At 54.1% G+C, this 14,879-nt stretch carries 16 protein-coding genes and 5 tRNA genes; 5 read left to right on the plus strand and 16 right to left on the minus strand.

Going from position 1 to position 14,879, the window contains the following annotated elements; genetic code table 11:
* Nucleotides 1-21: 21 nt before the first annotated feature.
* The 16 genes from AC5JPW_RS20970 to mltB all read right to left on the minus strand — a co-directional run bounded on the left by AC5JPW_RS20970 (nt 22) and on the right by mltB (nt 11,437).
* Nucleotides 22-450, minus strand: a complete 429-nt coding sequence (locus AC5JPW_RS20970) for a YqaA family protein (protein ID WP_494243013.1) — start codon at nt 448-450, stop codon at nt 22-24.
* Nucleotides 447-1,013 carry a fructose-1-phosphate/6-phosphogluconate phosphatase gene (gene yqaB, locus AC5JPW_RS20975; protein WP_494243014.1) on the minus strand — a complete coding sequence of 189 codons (567 nt, stop codon included), beginning with the start codon at nt 1,011-1,013 and terminating at the stop codon, nt 447-449. Before yqaB ends, AC5JPW_RS20970 begins: the two co-directional genes overlap by 4 nt.
* Before the next feature lie 162 nt (nt 1,014-1,175).
* Nucleotides 1,176-1,252 (minus strand) — tRNA-Arg (locus AC5JPW_RS20980).
* A 45-nt stretch (nt 1,253-1,297) separates the two neighbouring features.
* Nucleotides 1,298-1,374 (minus strand) — tRNA-Arg (locus tag AC5JPW_RS20985).
* A 45-nt stretch (nt 1,375-1,419) separates the two neighbouring features.
* Nucleotides 1,420-1,496: transfer RNA gene (locus tag AC5JPW_RS20990), tRNA-Arg, on the minus strand.
* Between the two features lie 193 nt (nt 1,497-1,689).
* Nucleotides 1,690-1,766, minus strand: a tRNA-Arg gene (locus AC5JPW_RS20995).
* A gap of 4 nt (nt 1,767-1,770) precedes the next feature.
* Nucleotides 1,771-1,863: transfer RNA gene (locus tag AC5JPW_RS21000), tRNA-Ser, on the minus strand.
* A gap of 321 nt (nt 1,864-2,184) precedes the next feature.
* Entirely contained in the window at nt 2,185-2,370 is a 186-nt protein-coding gene (gene csrA, locus AC5JPW_RS21005; protein WP_002434672.1) for a carbon storage regulator CsrA, read from the minus strand.
* Nucleotides 2,371-2,612: 242 nt separating this feature from the next.
* The gene (alaS, locus tag AC5JPW_RS21010; protein ID WP_494243015.1) at nt 2,613-5,240 is read right to left on the minus strand and encodes an alanine--tRNA ligase; all 2,628 of its coding nucleotides are present in this window, start codon (nt 5,238-5,240) and stop codon (nt 2,613-2,615) included.
* Between the two features lie 128 nt (nt 5,241-5,368).
* Complete coding sequence (recX, locus tag AC5JPW_RS21015; RefSeq protein WP_494243016.1) at nt 5,369-5,869, minus strand: recombination regulator RecX; 501 nt, start codon at nt 5,867-5,869, stop codon at nt 5,369-5,371.
* Nucleotides 5,870-5,937: 68 nt separating this feature from the next.
* Nucleotides 5,938-7,002 (minus strand): recombinase RecA, encoded by a 1,065-nt coding sequence (recA, locus tag AC5JPW_RS21020; protein WP_494243017.1) that lies wholly within the window; start codon nt 7,000-7,002, stop codon nt 5,938-5,940.
* Nucleotides 7,003-7,090: 88 nt separating this feature from the next.
* Nucleotides 7,091-7,588: a nicotinamide-nucleotide amidase gene (gene pncC, locus AC5JPW_RS21025; protein WP_494243018.1), complete on the minus strand. Its 498-nt coding sequence runs from the start codon at nt 7,586-7,588 to the stop codon at nt 7,091-7,093.
* Between the two features lie 125 nt (nt 7,589-7,713).
* Nucleotides 7,714-8,592 carry a metal ABC transporter substrate-binding protein gene (locus AC5JPW_RS21030; protein WP_494243909.1) on the minus strand — a complete coding sequence of 293 codons (879 nt, stop codon included), beginning with the start codon at nt 8,590-8,592 and terminating at the stop codon, nt 7,714-7,716.
* On the minus strand, nt 8,592-9,455 hold the full coding sequence (locus AC5JPW_RS21035; protein WP_494243019.1) for a metal ABC transporter permease: 864 nt from the start codon (nt 9,453-9,455) through the stop codon (nt 8,592-8,594). Before AC5JPW_RS21035 ends, AC5JPW_RS21030 begins: the two co-directional genes overlap by 1 nt.
* On the minus strand, nt 9,452-10,120 hold the full coding sequence (locus AC5JPW_RS21040; RefSeq protein ID WP_494243020.1) for a metal ABC transporter ATP-binding protein: 669 nt from the start codon (nt 10,118-10,120) through the stop codon (nt 9,452-9,454). Before AC5JPW_RS21040 ends, AC5JPW_RS21035 begins: the two co-directional genes overlap by 4 nt.
* A gap of 225 nt (nt 10,121-10,345) precedes the next feature.
* Nucleotides 10,346-11,437, minus strand: coding sequence for a lytic murein transglycosylase B (gene mltB, locus AC5JPW_RS21045; RefSeq protein WP_494243021.1), 1,092 nt, complete (start codon nt 11,435-11,437; stop codon nt 10,346-10,348).
* A gap of 267 nt (nt 11,438-11,704) precedes the next feature.
* Here mltB and srlA point away from each other — a divergent pair, with 267 nt between their 5' ends.
* The 5 genes from srlA (at nt 11,705) to gutM (ending at nt 14,843) form a co-directional block, all read left to right on the plus strand.
* Nucleotides 11,705-12,268: a PTS glucitol/sorbitol transporter subunit IIC gene (gene srlA, locus AC5JPW_RS21050; RefSeq protein ID WP_494243022.1), complete on the plus strand. Its 564-nt coding sequence runs from the start codon at nt 11,705-11,707 to the stop codon at nt 12,266-12,268.
* Nucleotides 12,265-13,236: a PTS glucitol/sorbitol transporter subunit IIB gene (gene srlE, locus AC5JPW_RS21055; RefSeq protein WP_494243023.1), complete on the plus strand. Its 972-nt coding sequence runs from the start codon at nt 12,265-12,267 to the stop codon at nt 13,234-13,236. The genes srlA and srlE overlap by 4 nt, the downstream gene beginning before the upstream one ends.
* Nucleotides 13,237-13,246: 10 nt before the next feature.
* Entirely contained in the window at nt 13,247-13,609 is a 363-nt protein-coding gene (srlB, locus tag AC5JPW_RS21060; RefSeq protein WP_494243024.1) for a PTS glucitol/sorbitol transporter subunit IIA, read from the plus strand.
* 17 nt (nt 13,610-13,626) lie between these two features.
* Nucleotides 13,627-14,406, plus strand: coding sequence for a sorbitol-6-phosphate dehydrogenase (gene srlD, locus AC5JPW_RS21065; protein ID WP_494243025.1), 780 nt, complete (start codon nt 13,627-13,629; stop codon nt 14,404-14,406).
* 77 nt (nt 14,407-14,483) lie between these two features.
* Complete coding sequence (gene gutM / locus AC5JPW_RS21070) at nt 14,484-14,843, plus strand: transcriptional regulator GutM (protein ID WP_494243026.1); 360 nt, start codon at nt 14,484-14,486, stop codon at nt 14,841-14,843.
* Nucleotides 14,844-14,879: the final 36 nt, after the last annotated feature.

A 14,879-nucleotide genomic window follows, 5' to 3' on the forward strand; every position in this document is an offset into this window, starting at 1 on the left:
AAGGTCACTCACTCAATCCAATTAGTGCCACCACGTCATACCCTGCAGCGTTACGATGGCAAGTAGCACATAGCGTATCGCTTTCCCAAGGCACAAATAAAACACCACTGGCCCCCAGGAGATACGCATCCATCCCGCCAGCAGGCACAGCAAATCGCCTATAACAGGCATCCAGCTCAATAACAGTGTGGCCGCGCCATAGCGTCTTAGCCAACCTGTTGCTTTTTCCTGCCAGCGTGATTTTTCACGCAGCGGAAAGAAACGCCCAAGAATAACGTTTGTCAGCCCCCCAAGGCTATTACCCATTGTTGCTATTAACACGAGTAACCAGGGTTGACTGATGCCAGAAAGCAGCATTGCCACCAGGACAACCTCGGAATTACCGGGGAGTAAGGTCGCGCTGAGAAAGCTACTGGCGAACAAAGAGGAGAGCGACAGCAGGTCACTCACAATAAGCGCACGTCCACGGCATCCATACCCGCTGCGTGCGCTGCCTGCAAACCAAAGTCCGCATCTTCAAACACCACGCATCGGGTCGGATCCACACCCATCCGCTCGGCACACAATAAAAAGGTGTCCGGAGCGGGTTTATGGTTTTTCACATCGTCAGCGGCGACAACTGCATCAAAATAGTGGCGCAGGCCAAGGTGTGCCAGCAGCGCTTCGGCAATCGCACTTTCACTACCGGTTCCAACAGACAAGGGGCGACGACCGTGCCACTCTTTCACCACATCAATAAGTGGTAACGGACGCACGGTATCAAGCAGCATCGCTTTAACCGCATCGGTTTTCTCGCGTGCCAGCGCATAAGGATCGAGATCGGCCTGATTGAGTTCAATGACCGACTGCGCAATGCGCCATGTCGGTGAACCATTTAACGCTACCATGGCCTGTAAATCGTAGCGCAGGCCATAGTGCCCAAGCACCTCGTGCCAGGCTTTACGGTGTGTCGGTTCGGTATCCAGGATGGTGCCATCCATGTCAAAAATCAGGCCATCATAACGCTCGTACATCGTGTTCTCTCAAACCGGATAACAGAACGTTACTTTATCGTAAACAAGGATTTTTGTCGCTGTTAACGGAATGGCTGAGTAGGGATGTTTTGAGAATTAGCGATGTTGTATTTAAAGGGAGGAATACATGAAACAGCAGGTTTACTGCGATTCTGGAGAAGATGGTGCATCCGGGAGGATTCGAACCTCCGACCGCTCGGTTCGTAGCCGAGTACTCTATCCAGCTGAGCTACGGATGCATCGGAAAATGCTGAGGTACTACTGATATCACGTGTTGCATAAGATGGTGCATCCGGGAGGATTCGAACCTCCGACCGCTCGGTTCGTAGCCGAGTACTCTATCCAGCTGAGCTACGGATGCATCGGAAAATGCTGAGGCACTACTGATATCACGTGTTGCGTAAGATGGTGCATCCGGGAGGATTCGAACCTCCGACCGCTCGGTTCGTAGCCGAGTACTCTATCCAGCTGAGCTACGGATGCATCAGAATTACTGCTTTACTACTGATACCTGATGTCATTACTAAAACAACACCAGATAAAAGAGGGTGCATCCAAAAGGATGGCTAACGTCGTTCGCCCTACAAGTCGCTGCTGAAACGGCTTTATTTTCTTTGGTTCTGTCGATTGTCTCGCAGACCGTGAAGCAACAGCGTTGCTATTACTTCAAAGAAAATGGTGCATCCGGGAGGATTCGAACCTCCGACCGCTCGGTTCGTAGCCGAGTACTCTATCCAGCTGAGCTACGGATGCAAAATGGCGGTGAGGCGGGGATTCGAACCCCGGATGCAGCTTTTGACCGCATACTCCCTTAGCAGGGGAGCGCCTTCAGCCTCTCGGCCACCTCACCACACGCGCCTCTTACGAGTGCTTCGAAGAACTTGTTTCTGCTCATCGTCGCTGCGTGGCGCACATATTACTTTCTGGGACTTATAAGTCAAACAATTTTTCCAGCACCTGAATCGTTTGCACAATTCGCAGACAATTCGTCGGTTAAAAGCGCAAAAAGGATGTTTTATCAGCAAATTTTTCGTGAACATACCTGCTTGTGCAGAACGAAGAAATCGGCCAGTGAAGGAAAGAGTCCGGGAAGAATGCAATGAAAGTGTCATACAGCGAGGGAATACTTGGGAGAGTGTTGCGTCTCGCCGAAAGGCGAGACGCGGGAAAATCAAAAACTGGACTGTTGCGATTTTTCAGCCTGGATACGCTGGTAGATCTCTTCACGGTGTACAGACACTTCTTTAGGGGCGTTCACGCCAATGCGTACCTGGTTACCCTTAACCCCTAAAACAGTCACCGTGACCTCATCCCCAATCATGAGGGTCTCACCAACTCGACGAGTCAGAATCAGCATTCTTTGCTCCTTGAAAGATTAAAAGAGTCGGGTCTCTCTGTATCCCGGCATTCTCCATCATATAACGCCAAAAAGTAAGCGATGACAAACACGTAAAGTGTAAGCAGTCACGGCATTACATTCTGTTAGACTTAAGTTTAGCCGATATACACAACTTCAACCTGACTTTATCGTTTTCAATAGCGTAGTGGCAAGAGCGCCATAACCGCAAGGCTATGGCGACTGCGTTCGCTTTGTAATTATTACAGTTTTGCGCCTACCCAGTCTTTTACGCTGGCAAGAGCAGTTGGCAGCGCTGCTGCATCCGTACCACCGGCTTGCGCCATGTCAGGACGTCCACCGCCTTTACCACCGACCTGCTGGGCAATCATCCCAACCAGTTCCCCTGCTTTCACGCGGTCGGTCACATCCTTAGACACACCCGCAATCAGAGAAACCTTACCGTCTGCTACCGTGGCCAGTACGATGACTGCAGAACCTAACTGATTCTTCAGGTCGTCGACCATAGTGCGCAGCATCTTCGGTTCAACGCCAGCCAGCTCGCTGACAAGCAATTTGACACCGTTGATCTCTTCGGCCTTACCAGACAAGCTCGCGCTTTCCTGAACAGCCTGTTGTTCTTTAAGTTGTTGCAGTTCTTTCTCTAACTGACGAGAGCGCTCCAGTGCTGAGCGTACTTTTTCGCCCAGATTTGCACTGTCGCCTTTCAACAGCTGTGCAATATCATGCAATTGATCGCTCTGCGCATGCAGTGCAGCAATCGCACCTTCGCCAGTAACTGCTTCAATACGACGCACGCCAGCGGCCGTGCCTGACTCAGACACAATGCGGAACAGCCCGATATCACCGGTGCGCGAGGCATGTGTGCCACCGCACAGCTCAGTGGAGAAGTCCCCCATACGCAGTACGCGTACGCGGTCATCATATTTCTCACCGAACAGCGCCATCGCACCGGACGCTTTCGCAGCATCGATATCCATGATGTTGGTTTCGATTGGCAGGTTGCGACGAACTTGCGCATTCACCATATCTTCTACCGCACGGATTTCTGACGGTTTCATGGCTTCGAAATGAGAGAAGTCAAAACGCAGCGCTTTGTCATTCACCAGCGAGCCTTTCTGCGCAACATGCGTCCCCAGTACATCGCGCAAGGCGGCATGCATCAGGTGTGTCGCAGAGTGGTTCAGGCGGATGCGCAGGCGGCGAGCTTCGTCGACTTCCGCTTTCACACCATCGCCCACTTTCAGTGAGCCGGACGTAACTTTACCGATATGACCAATCGCCTGACCGTATTTCTGAGTATCGCTGACGCTAAAGGCAAAGCCTGTACCTTTCAGCTCGCCTTTATCGCCAACCTGACCACCGGATTCTGCGTAGAACGGCGTCTCATTGAGGACGACAACTGCATCCTGGCCCGCGCTGACTGCGTCAACGGCTTTACCGTCCACGAACAGCGCGGTCACTTTACCGTTCAGTTCCAGATGGTCATAGCCTTTGAATTCTGAGCTACCTTCGACACGAATCATCGTGTTGTAGTCGGCACCAAAACCGCTGGATTCACGCGCACGGCGGCGCTGTTCTTCCATTGCGGCTTCAAAGCCCGCTTCGTCAACTTTGAGGTTGCGCTCGCGGCATACGTCGGCGGTTAAATCGACCGGGAAGCCATAGGTGTCGTACAAACGGAAAGCGGTTTCGCCGTCTAGCGTATCGCCTTTCAGCTTAGACAGTTCTTCATCCAGCAGCGCCAGACCACGTTCCAGAGTACGCGCAAACTGCTCTTCTTCAGTTTTCAGCACCTGCTCAACCTGAGTCTGCTGGCGTTTCAGCTCTTCACCTGCAGAACCCATCACTTCCAGCAATGGCCCCACCAGTTTGAAGAAGAAGGTATCCTTCGCACCCAGCATATTCCCGTGGCGGATTGCACGACGAATGATGCGGCGCAGCACATAGCCACGGTTTTCGTTGGAAGGGATAACGCCATCAGCAATCAGGAAGGCACAGGAACGGATATGGTCAGCGATAACGCGCAAGGACTTATTGCCGAGATCGGTCGCGCCAGTCACTTCAGCAACAGATTTGATCAGCTTGCTGAAGAGATCGATTTCGTAGTTAGAGTTCACATGCTGCAACACGGCAGCAATACGCTCAAGACCCATACCGGTGTCAACAGACGGCTTCGGCAGTGGTTCCATTGTACCGTCAGCCTGACGGTTGAACTGCATAAAGACGATGTTCCAGATCTCAATGTAGCGGTCTCCGTCTTCTTCCGGGCTTCCCGGAGGGCCACCCCAGATGTGGTCGCCATGGTCAAAGAAGATCTCGGTGCACGGGCCGCAAGGTCCGGTATCGCCCATCTGCCAGAAGTTATCAGAGGCGAAAGCAGCGCCTTTATTGTCGCCGATGCGGATAATACGCTCGCGAGGAATACCGACTTCTTTTTCCCATATTTCGTAGGCTTCATCATCGGTTTCGTACACGGTGACCCACAGACGCTCTTTCGGCAGCTTGAACCAGTTCTCACCGGTCAACAGCTCCCATGCATACTGAATAGCATCATGTTTGAAATAGTCGCCGAAGCTGAAGTTACCCAGCATCTCGAAGAAAGTATGGTGACGGGCAGTGTAACCGACGTTTTCCAGGTCGTTGTGTTTACCACCCGCACGCACGCAACGCTGTGCTGTGGTCGCGCGGGAATAATTACGCTTGTCGAGACCAAGGAAAACATCCTTGAACTGGTTCATCCCGGCGTTGGTAAACAGTAATGTAGGGTCGTTATTCGGCACAAGTGAGCTGCTGGCAACTACCTGGTGGCCCTTGCTATGGAAAAAGTCGAGAAACGCCTGACGGATCTCAGCGGTGCTCTTGCTCATAATTATCCTGGAATCAAGCTAACGAAATGTCGTAGCGGGTCACTGCCCTTTGACAGACAGCAACCCGCTACTGGAAAAAGTGGGAATAAGATAAGTTTTCTTTACTACGAAGTAAAATCCCTATGCGGTCAATCGGCAAAATTTCGCCAGATTTCCTGAATATCCTCCAGTAAATAACCGCGATAGAGTAAAAAACGCTGCACTTTTACCTTCTCGGCAAACTGCGTGGGCAGAGGTTCTCCGAATTTGCGCTGGGCCTGTTCTCGCGCCAGCTCACTCCAGTCAATTTCGCAATCGCGCATCGCGCTTTCACTCACTTCTCGAGAAAGTCCTTTCTGCCCCATTTCCTGACGTATACGTGCAGGCCCATACCCCTTGCGGCTACGGCTGGCAATGAACTGGCGAGCGAAACGCTCATCGTCGATGTATCGATTTTCGCTGCACCATTCAATAACCTTGTCGACATCCTCCTGACTGACATCAACTTTTTCCGGGCCATTTTTACTCATGACCGGAGCCGTAAGTTTGCGTCTTAGCTCGGCTTCACCGTGATCGCGCATCGCCAGAATGCGTAATGCACGATCGAGCAAACGGGCATAGTCAGAGCGACGAGATGCGTTTTCAGACATGGCTAAATCCTGCTGGCTCAAAAAAACAAAAGGGCTGCATCAGCAGCCCTTGATTATCTTTCAGATTATCAGAAATCTTCGTTGGTTTCTTCGACGCCTTCACCGTTGTCGTCGACAGTAAAGTCCGGTTTATCGCTCGGATTGCTGAGCAGAATCTCACGCACTTTCTTCTCGATTTCTTTCGCCGTTGCCGGGTTTTCTTTCAGCCAGTTAGTCGCATTCGCTTTACCCTGACCGATTTTGTCGCCGTTGTAGCTGTACCAGGCGCCCGCTTTCTCAATCAGCTTCTCTTTCACGCCAAGGTCAACCAGCTCACCGTAGAAGTTAATACCTTCACCGTAGAGGATCTGGAATTCAGCTTGTTTAAACGGCGCAGCAATTTTGTTTTTCACCACTTTAACGCGGGTCTCACTGCCCACCACGTTATCGCCCTCTTTCACCGCACCGATGCGACGAATGTCCAGACGAACAGAAGCATAGAATTTCAGTGCGTTACCACCGGTGGTGGTTTCCGGGTTACCAAACATCACACCAATTTTCATACGGATCTGGTTGATGAAGATCAGCAGGGTGTTGGATTGCTTCAGGTTACCCGCCAGCTTACGCATCGCCTGGCTCATCATACGTGCCGCGAGCCCCATGTGAGAGTCACCGATTTCACCTTCGATTTCCGCTTTCGGCGTCAGTGCCGCCACGGAGTCGACGACGATAACGTCAACTGCGCCAGAGCGTGCCAACGCATCACAGATTTCCAGCGCCTGCTCACCGGTATCCGGCTGAGAACACAGCAGGTTGTCGATATCAACACCCAATTTACGCGCATAGACCGGGTCCAGTGCGTGTTCCGCATCGATAAACGCACAGGTTTTACCTTCGCGCTGTGCAGAAGCGATAACCTGCAGGGTCAGCGTGGTTTTACCGGAAGATTCCGGCCCGTAGATTTCGACGACACGGCCCATTGGCAGGCCGCCAGCACCCAGTGCGATATCCAGGGAAAGGGAACCTGTGGAGATGGTTTCCACATCCATAGAACGGTCTTCACCCAGACGCATGATGGAGCCTTTACCGAATTGCTTTTCGATCTGACCCAGCGCTGCCGCAAGTGCTTTCTGTTTGTTTTCGTCGATAGCCATTATTACTCCTGTCATGCAAGGTGAAGCGCTACGCTTCGCCGTGAATTTCTGATCTGATGCCGCAATTATACTGTATGGTCATACAGTATCAAGTATTTTGTAGAAAATGTTGCCACAGTGTTTGTAATGCATAGGTTGTGGCCTGACGACGCACCGCTTCGCGGTCACCCTCAAAGCATTCACGGCGGGTAATCCCCTGCCCGTTCACGCAGGCAAAACCGAACCACACGGTCCCAACGGGTTTGTCCTCGCTGCCACCGTCCGGCCCGGCGATACCGCTGATGGAGACTGCATAATCCGCGCGCGCCGCTTTCAGTGCACCAATCGCCATTTCCACGACGACCGGTTCACTGACGGCACCGTGAGCTGCCAGCGTTTCCGGCTTAACGCCAATCATCTGCGATTTTGCTTCGTTGCTGTAGGTGACAAAACCCCGTTCAAACCAGGCAGAGCTACCCGCAATATCGGTAATTGCCTTTGCCACCCAGCCGCCCGTACAGGACTCTGCGGTGGTCATCGTTGCGCCACGCGCCTTTAACGCCAGGCCCACGCGCTCGCTCAATTGCATTAATTCACTGTCAGTCATGATGACTCCTGTCGTGCCTAAACCGTGGCGGAAAAGATAACACTTTCAGGATAAAGGTGGGGGCGAGGTGATGAATTTACGAGGAGGCTTCAGAAAAAAGCCAGCTTACGCTGGCTTCGAGGGCATTATTTCATGCTGTTGGCGATGGTTTCTACGTTATGGCGAAACGCCTTCGTGTAGGAATCCGCTACGCCGCCTTTCTTGCTCAGCGCTTCCGGGTACAACTCACCGCCAGGCTGTGCGCCGGTTGCCGTTGCAATCTGTTTGACCAGACGCGGATCGAGCTGATTCTCCATAAACCAGGTGTGCACGCCGTCTGCTTTAATCTGTTGGATCAGACTGGCCACCTGCTGCGCACTGGCTTCACTTTCTGAAGAGAGCCCTTGCGGCGCCAGGAAGGTCACGTCATAGGCACGACCAAAGTAACCAAACGCATCATGGCTGGTCAGTACTTTGCGTTTTTCCTGCGGAATACCGTTGAACTGCACCTTTGCCCAGCTATCTAGCTGCTGGATCTGTTCGATGTATTTCTGTCCGTTGGCCTTCAGTGCTGCCTCATCCTGTGGATCCGCTTTCACTAGCGCCGCCAGAATGTTTTGTGCATAGAGCGCGCCGTTTGCCGCACTGTTCCAGGCGTGCGGGTCAGTCACAGTTTTGCCATCTTCTTCAAGGGTATGGGTTTTTACGCCTTCAGAAGCCACAACAACCGTTCCTTTAAAACCAGAGGCTTTGACCAGTCTGTCGAGCCAGCCTTCCAGCCCCAGACCGTTAACTACCACCACATCGGCTTTATTCAGCAATGCGCTATCTTTAGCACTCGGTTCGAACGTATGCGGGTCGCCGTCCGGCCCCACGAGCGTGGTCACTTTGACATGCTCTCCCCCGGTTTTTGCCGCAATATCTCCCAACACCGAAAAACTCGCGACTACATTCAACGTCTTCGCCATTGCCCCTTGCGTCATCAGCCCTAAAGCCAATGCCAGAACCACCCCTGCCTTTTTCATCATGTCCCCTTGCCTGATTTTTGTGCCCGCAAACTGCTGCGAGCGCCGAATAAAATTGAAAAGATAAAAACACCGCTTGCCGTCAGTACAATCGACGGCCCGGCGGGCAGCCCCGCCCCCCAGGAGAGGCTCAGCCCCAGCCAGGCACATATCGCCCCGGTACCCCCCGCAAACAGCAGCAGCCCGGGCAACGTGCGTGCCCAGCAGCGTGCAGCCACCGCCGGTAAAATCATCACTCCAACCGCCATCAAGGTCCCCAGCACCTGGAAGCCGGCGACGAGGTTGAGCACCAGTAACGCCAGAAACAGGCTGTGGAAGAACGCGGGCAAGCGCGGGGAATTAATCTGTAAAAAACTGCTGTCGAAGGCTTCGCTGACAAAACCGCGATAGCAAAAAGCCAGACAAAGCAGCGTCAGGCTGGCGACGCCCGCAACAAAGAGCGCCGCGTCGTTATCCACCGCCAGTACCGAGCCGAAGAGTAAATGGAGCAGGTCTACGCTGGAGCCACGTAGAGAGACCAGGGTGACGCCCAGCGCCAGCGACGCGAGGTAGAGTCCGGCGAAGCTGGCATCCTCTTTCAGCGGCGTACGACGGCTAATCATTCCCGCCACCAGCGCCACCACGATGCCGGCAATAAAGCCGCCCAGACTCATCGCCAGCAGCGACATGCCATTGAGTAAAAAACCGATTGCCACACCCGGTAAAATGGCGTGCGACAGGGCATCCCCCATCAGGCTCATCCGGCGCAGTTGCAGAAAAACGCCCAGCGCAGTGGTACTAATCGATAACGCCAGGCAGACCACCAGTGCACGACGCATAAAGCCAAACTCAACGAACGGCTGGAAAAAGAGATGCCATATCATGCCAGGCACACCTCTTGCGCTTGCGGGAGCGTTGCTCCCCAGCTTGCACTGACACCGTCCAGGCGCAGCGTCTGCGGGAAATAACGACTTACCCGCTCACTGTCATGCAGGACAGCGAGAATGGTTTGCCCCTGCTGATGCATATCGACAATTTGCTCCATCAGCAGCTGGCTGGTGACTTCATCAATGCCAGTGAAAGGTTCATCCAGCATCACGAGCGGTGCCTGTTGCAGCCACATCCTGGCAAAGAGCATCCGCTGAAACTGTCCGCCAGAGAGCGCATCAATGGTGTTGTTTGCCATCGCTAACATCCCGACGCGCTCCAGCGCCACCGAGACCTGCTTACGCTTTTCACGATTCAGGCCGCGAAAAAGTGACGTACGCGGCCAGCTTCCCATACTCACCACGTCCTGCACGGTGATCGGAAAATGCGGATCGAGCGTCTGGCGCTGAGCCAGCCAGCCAATCGTCGGACGAGATTCAGGCCAGCGCAGCGCGCCGCTTACCGGGGCCAGCACGCCCGCCAGTGTTTTCAACAGGGTGGATTTTCCGCAGCCATTCGCACCGACAATCGCCGTCATGCTGCCGCGCTCAACCACGCCGCAAAGCGACGGTGTAACGGCCTGCGCGCCATATCCTGCCACCAGATGGTCAAGTTCAATCATGGCAGGGACACCGCCCACGCCGTCAGCAGCCAAAGTACCGCGAGTAGCACAACTGAAAGCCCCAGCCGGAACCAGCCAGAGCAAGAGAAAAGGGTTACATCCGTCATCACACACCTCAAATGTTATAACATAACAATAATCAGATGCGCGGATGAAGTAAAATGAACTTTGTCGCGGGAGTGCGTCGAAATGTTTCTGCCCCCTCCCGCAGGAGGGGGAACAGAATTAGCGGATACGCGCCAGAGAAACCGCCTGGCCGAGCTGCCAGACCGCCATCGCGTAGTGGGTACTGTGGTTGTAGCGAGTGATGGTGTAGAAGTTGGGCAAACCATACCAGTATTCGTAGCTCGTCCCGACATCAAGGCGCAGCAAGCTGGCCTGCTGATGGTTACCCAGCGGCTGCTGCGGGGTTAACCCGGCGGCCATCAGTTGTGGCACGCTGTAGTTAGTTTTAAAGCCATTCTCCAGCCCTGGCGCTTGCCCGCTGGCTGGCACGGCGACCAGATCGCCTTTCACCCAGCCGTGTGCTTTGAAGTAGTTCGCCACGCTGCCAATGGCATCGACCGGATCCCACAAGTTGATGTGCCCGTCGCCATTAAAATCAACCGCATACTGTTTGTAGGACGACGGCATAAACTGGCCGTAGCCCATCGCGCCGGCAAACGAACCTTTCAGATTGAGCGGATCGTCGCTTTCATCGCGCGCCATCAGCAGGAAGGTTTCCAGTTCGCCCGCAAAATATTCCGCACGGCGTGGGTAACTGAAGGCCAGTGTCGCCAGTCCGTCAAGAATACGGGTTTTCCCCATCACGCGGCCCCAGCGGGTTTCAACGCCAATAATACCGACGATGATCTCTGGCGGCACACCGTACACCATCCAGGCGCGGTTCAGCGCATCTTCATATTGATTCCAGAACGCAACGCCGTTTTGCACGTTATCCGGAGTGATGAACTGGTTACGGTAGCGCAGCCAGGCACCGTTCGGGCCACTCGGCACAGCGCTGGGCGTTGGTGCCTGACGGTCCATCAGACGCAGCACATAATCCAGTCGCTTCGCCTGAGACAAAATTTCGTGTAGCTGCTGACGGTCAAATCCATGCTTGCTGACCATGTCATTGATGAATTTTTCTGCCGCCGGGTTATTGGCGAAATCGCCCCCCATCACGGTGACATTGTGCTGCGGTTCGAGCAGGAATCCACCGGAGGGCGCGCCTGCCGTAGGGGCGGGCACCGAGGCTTCGGTTTGCTGAGGCTTGCTGCTGCAGGCAGCAAGTAAAACGAGCGCGGGAAGAAAAGCTGCGTAACGACGCTTAAACATGAGACATCCATTTAACAAGACATTCAACCAGGGCAATTATGGTAAAGCATGCGACCTTCTACAAGGAAGCGCCTTCATCCTCTCTTCTTCTTTCTGTTACCCGAAATGAGCTTTCCCCCGCCTTCTCAAATCATCTGAATCCACAAAAACTTTCAAAGTGATCATTTTATCTTTCATATTGAGATCTAAATAACACTTTTAAAACTTTCAAAGTGATTATTATAAGCGCCACCTACACAACAACGAACGATCCTGAAGGAGAGAACAATGATCGAAACCATTACCCATGGTGCCGAATGGTTCATCGGACTATTTCAGAAAGGTGGCGAAGTGTTTACCGGTATGGTCACCGGTATTCTGCCCCTGCTGATCAGTCTGCTGGTCATCATGAACGCACTGATCAACTTTATTGGTCAGCACCGCATTGAGCGGCTGGCCCAGCGCTGCGCGGGCAATCCCGTCACGCGCTACCTGCTGCTACCCTGCGTCGGCACCTTTGTTTTCTGTAACCCGATGACCTTAAGCCTCGGGCGCTTTATGCCTGAGCGTTACAAACCCAGCTATTACGCAGCAGCCTCTTACAGCTGCCACTCCATGAACGGCCTTTTTCCCCACATCAATCCGGGTGAGCTCTTTGTTTATCTGGGGATAGCAAACGGCCTGACCACCCTCGGCCTGCCGTTAGGTCCGCTTGCGGTCAGCTACCTGCTGGTCGGCCTGGTCACCAACTTCTTCCGTGGCTGGGTAACAGACCTGACCACCGCCATCTTTGAGAAAAAGATGGGCATTCAGCTTGAACAGAACGTACAACTCGCCGGAGCGACATCATGAGCCGCATTGTGATTGAAAAGGGAACGGGCGGCTGGGGCGGTCCACTGGAACTCGATACCACTGTCAGCAAAAAAATCGTGTACATCACCGCAGGCACACGTCCGGCGATCGTCGACAAGCTCGCGCAAATGACCGGCTGGGAAGCAGTCGATGGCTTTAAAGAGGGTGAACCTGCGGAGGCGGAAATTGGCGTAGCAATCATCGATTGCGGCGGCACATTGCGCTGCGGCATCTACCCCAAACGTCGCATTCCTACCGTCAATATTCACGCGACGGGCAAATCCGGGCCGCTGGCACAGTATATTCTCGAAGACATTTACGTCTCCGGCGTAAGAGAAGACAACATTTACTGGCAGGACGGAGCGAACACCGACCAGCCGGTAAAACGCGACGCCCCGGTGCGTGAGTACGATACCAGCAAAAAAATCACCGAGCAGAGCGACGGCCTGCTGGCAAAAGTCGGCATGGGGATGGGATCTGCCGTTGCGGTGCTGTTCCAGGCGGGCCGCGACACCATCGATACCGTGCTGAAAACCATCCTGCCGTTTATGGCCTTCGTCTCGGCACTGATAGGGATAATCATGGCATCCGGTCTGGGTGACTGGATAGCCCACGGCCTGGCCCCGCTCGCCAGCCATCCGTTAGGACTGGTCACACTGGCACTGATCTGTTCGTTCCCACTACTGTCGCCGTTCCTCGGCCCAGGGGCGGTCATCGCGCAGGTTATCGGCGTGCTGATTGGCGTACAAATCGGCCAGGGCAACATTCCCCCACACCTCGCCCTGCCCGCCCTGTTCGCCATTAACGCCCAGGCCGCCTGTGACTTTATTCCCGTGGGTCTTTCGCTGGCAGAAGCCCGCCAGGACACGGTCCGCGTTGGCGTCCCGTCCGTACTGGTCAGCCGCTTTTTAACCGGTGCACCCACGGTGCTTATCGCCTGGTTTGTCTCCGGCTTTATTTATCAATAAGAGGTTGTTCATGAGCGTGATTTATCAAACCACCATTACCCAGATTGGCGCATGTGCCCGCGACGCCCTCAGCGATCAGATGCTGATCACCTTTCGCGAAGGGGCACCTGCCGACGTGGCCGAGTTTTGTTTCATCCACTGCCACGGCGAGTTATCCGGTGCATTACGGCCTGGCACGCAGTTCGAACTGGACGGTAAACGTTACCCGGTGACCGCCGTGGGCGACGTGGCAGAGTTGAATTTACGCGAACTGGGACATATCACCCTGCGTTTCGATGGGCAGACGCAGGCGGAATACCCCGGCACGGTACACGTTGCAGGTCACGTGCCGGAAGGCATTAACCCCGGTTGCACACTGAAATTTGTCGCTTAAGCAGTAAGGAGAAAAGTATGAAACAGGTTGCCGTTGTCATTGGTGGAGGGCAGACGCTCGGGGCGTTCCTCTGCCGTGGGCTGGCCGCAGAGGGTTATCGCGTTGCCGTGGTGGATATCCAAAGTGATAAAGCCGCTACCACAGCGCAGGAGATCAACAGCGAGTTTGGTGAAGGGATGGCGTACGGCTTTGGTGCTGATGCCACCAGCGAACAGAGCGTGCTGGCACTTTCGCGCGGGGTGGATGAGATTTTTGGCCGGGTGGATCTACTGGTCTACAGCGCTGGTATCGCCAAAGCCGGATTTATCAGCGATGTACAGCTCGGGGATTTTGACCGCTCATTGCAGGTGAATCTGGTGGGCTATTTCCTGTGCGCCCGTGAGTTTTCTCGCCTGATGATTCGCGACGGGATTCAGGGGCGCATCATTCAGATCAACTCTAAATCCGGCAAAGTCGGTAGCAAGCACAACTCGGGCTACAGCGCGGCTAAGTTCGGTGGTGTGGGGCTGACACAGTCACTGGCACTGGATCTCGCGGAGTACGGCATCACCGTGCATTCGCTGATGCTCGGCAACCTGCTCAAATCGCCGATGTTCCAGTCGCTTATCCCGCAGTACGCCAGCAAACTGGGCATTGCCGCCGATGAGGTCGAGCAGCATTACATCGACAAAGTCCCGCTGAAACGCGGATGTGATTACCAGGATGTGCTGAATGTACTGCTGTTTTACGCAAGCCCGAAAGCCGCCTATTGCACCGGTCAGTCCATCAATGTCACCGGTGGCCAGGTGATGTTCTGATCTTAGTGGGCTGATACCCTCACCCCAGCCCTCTCCCACGGGGAGAGGGTGAAAACACACACAATCAGGAGTTCACTATGGTTTCCGCACTGATTACCCTCGCCGCTATCGCCTGGCTCAGTCAAATGGCGATGGGTGGATGGCAGATTCGCCAGTTTAATCGCGCCTTCGATAAACTCTGTCAGCAGGGGCGAGTGGGCGTCGGACGCTCCAGCGGTCGCTTTAAACCCCGCGTTGTCCTCGCCGTGGCCTTTGATGAACAGGATCGGGTCAGCGATTCTTTGCTGATGCGCGGCCTGACCGTTTTCGCCCGCCCGGTTAAAATTGACGCAATTAGCGGCTTAAAACGTCAAGAATTAGACCCTGACGTGATCTTTCCCCATGATCGTAACTGCCAGGATGCTTTATCATTAGCGCTTAAAATGAAACGTGGATAATTTCGTTGTGAACGCTATTAGCTTGCGAAATTATCA

Source organism: Phytobacter sp. (genome assembly GCF_059074235.1).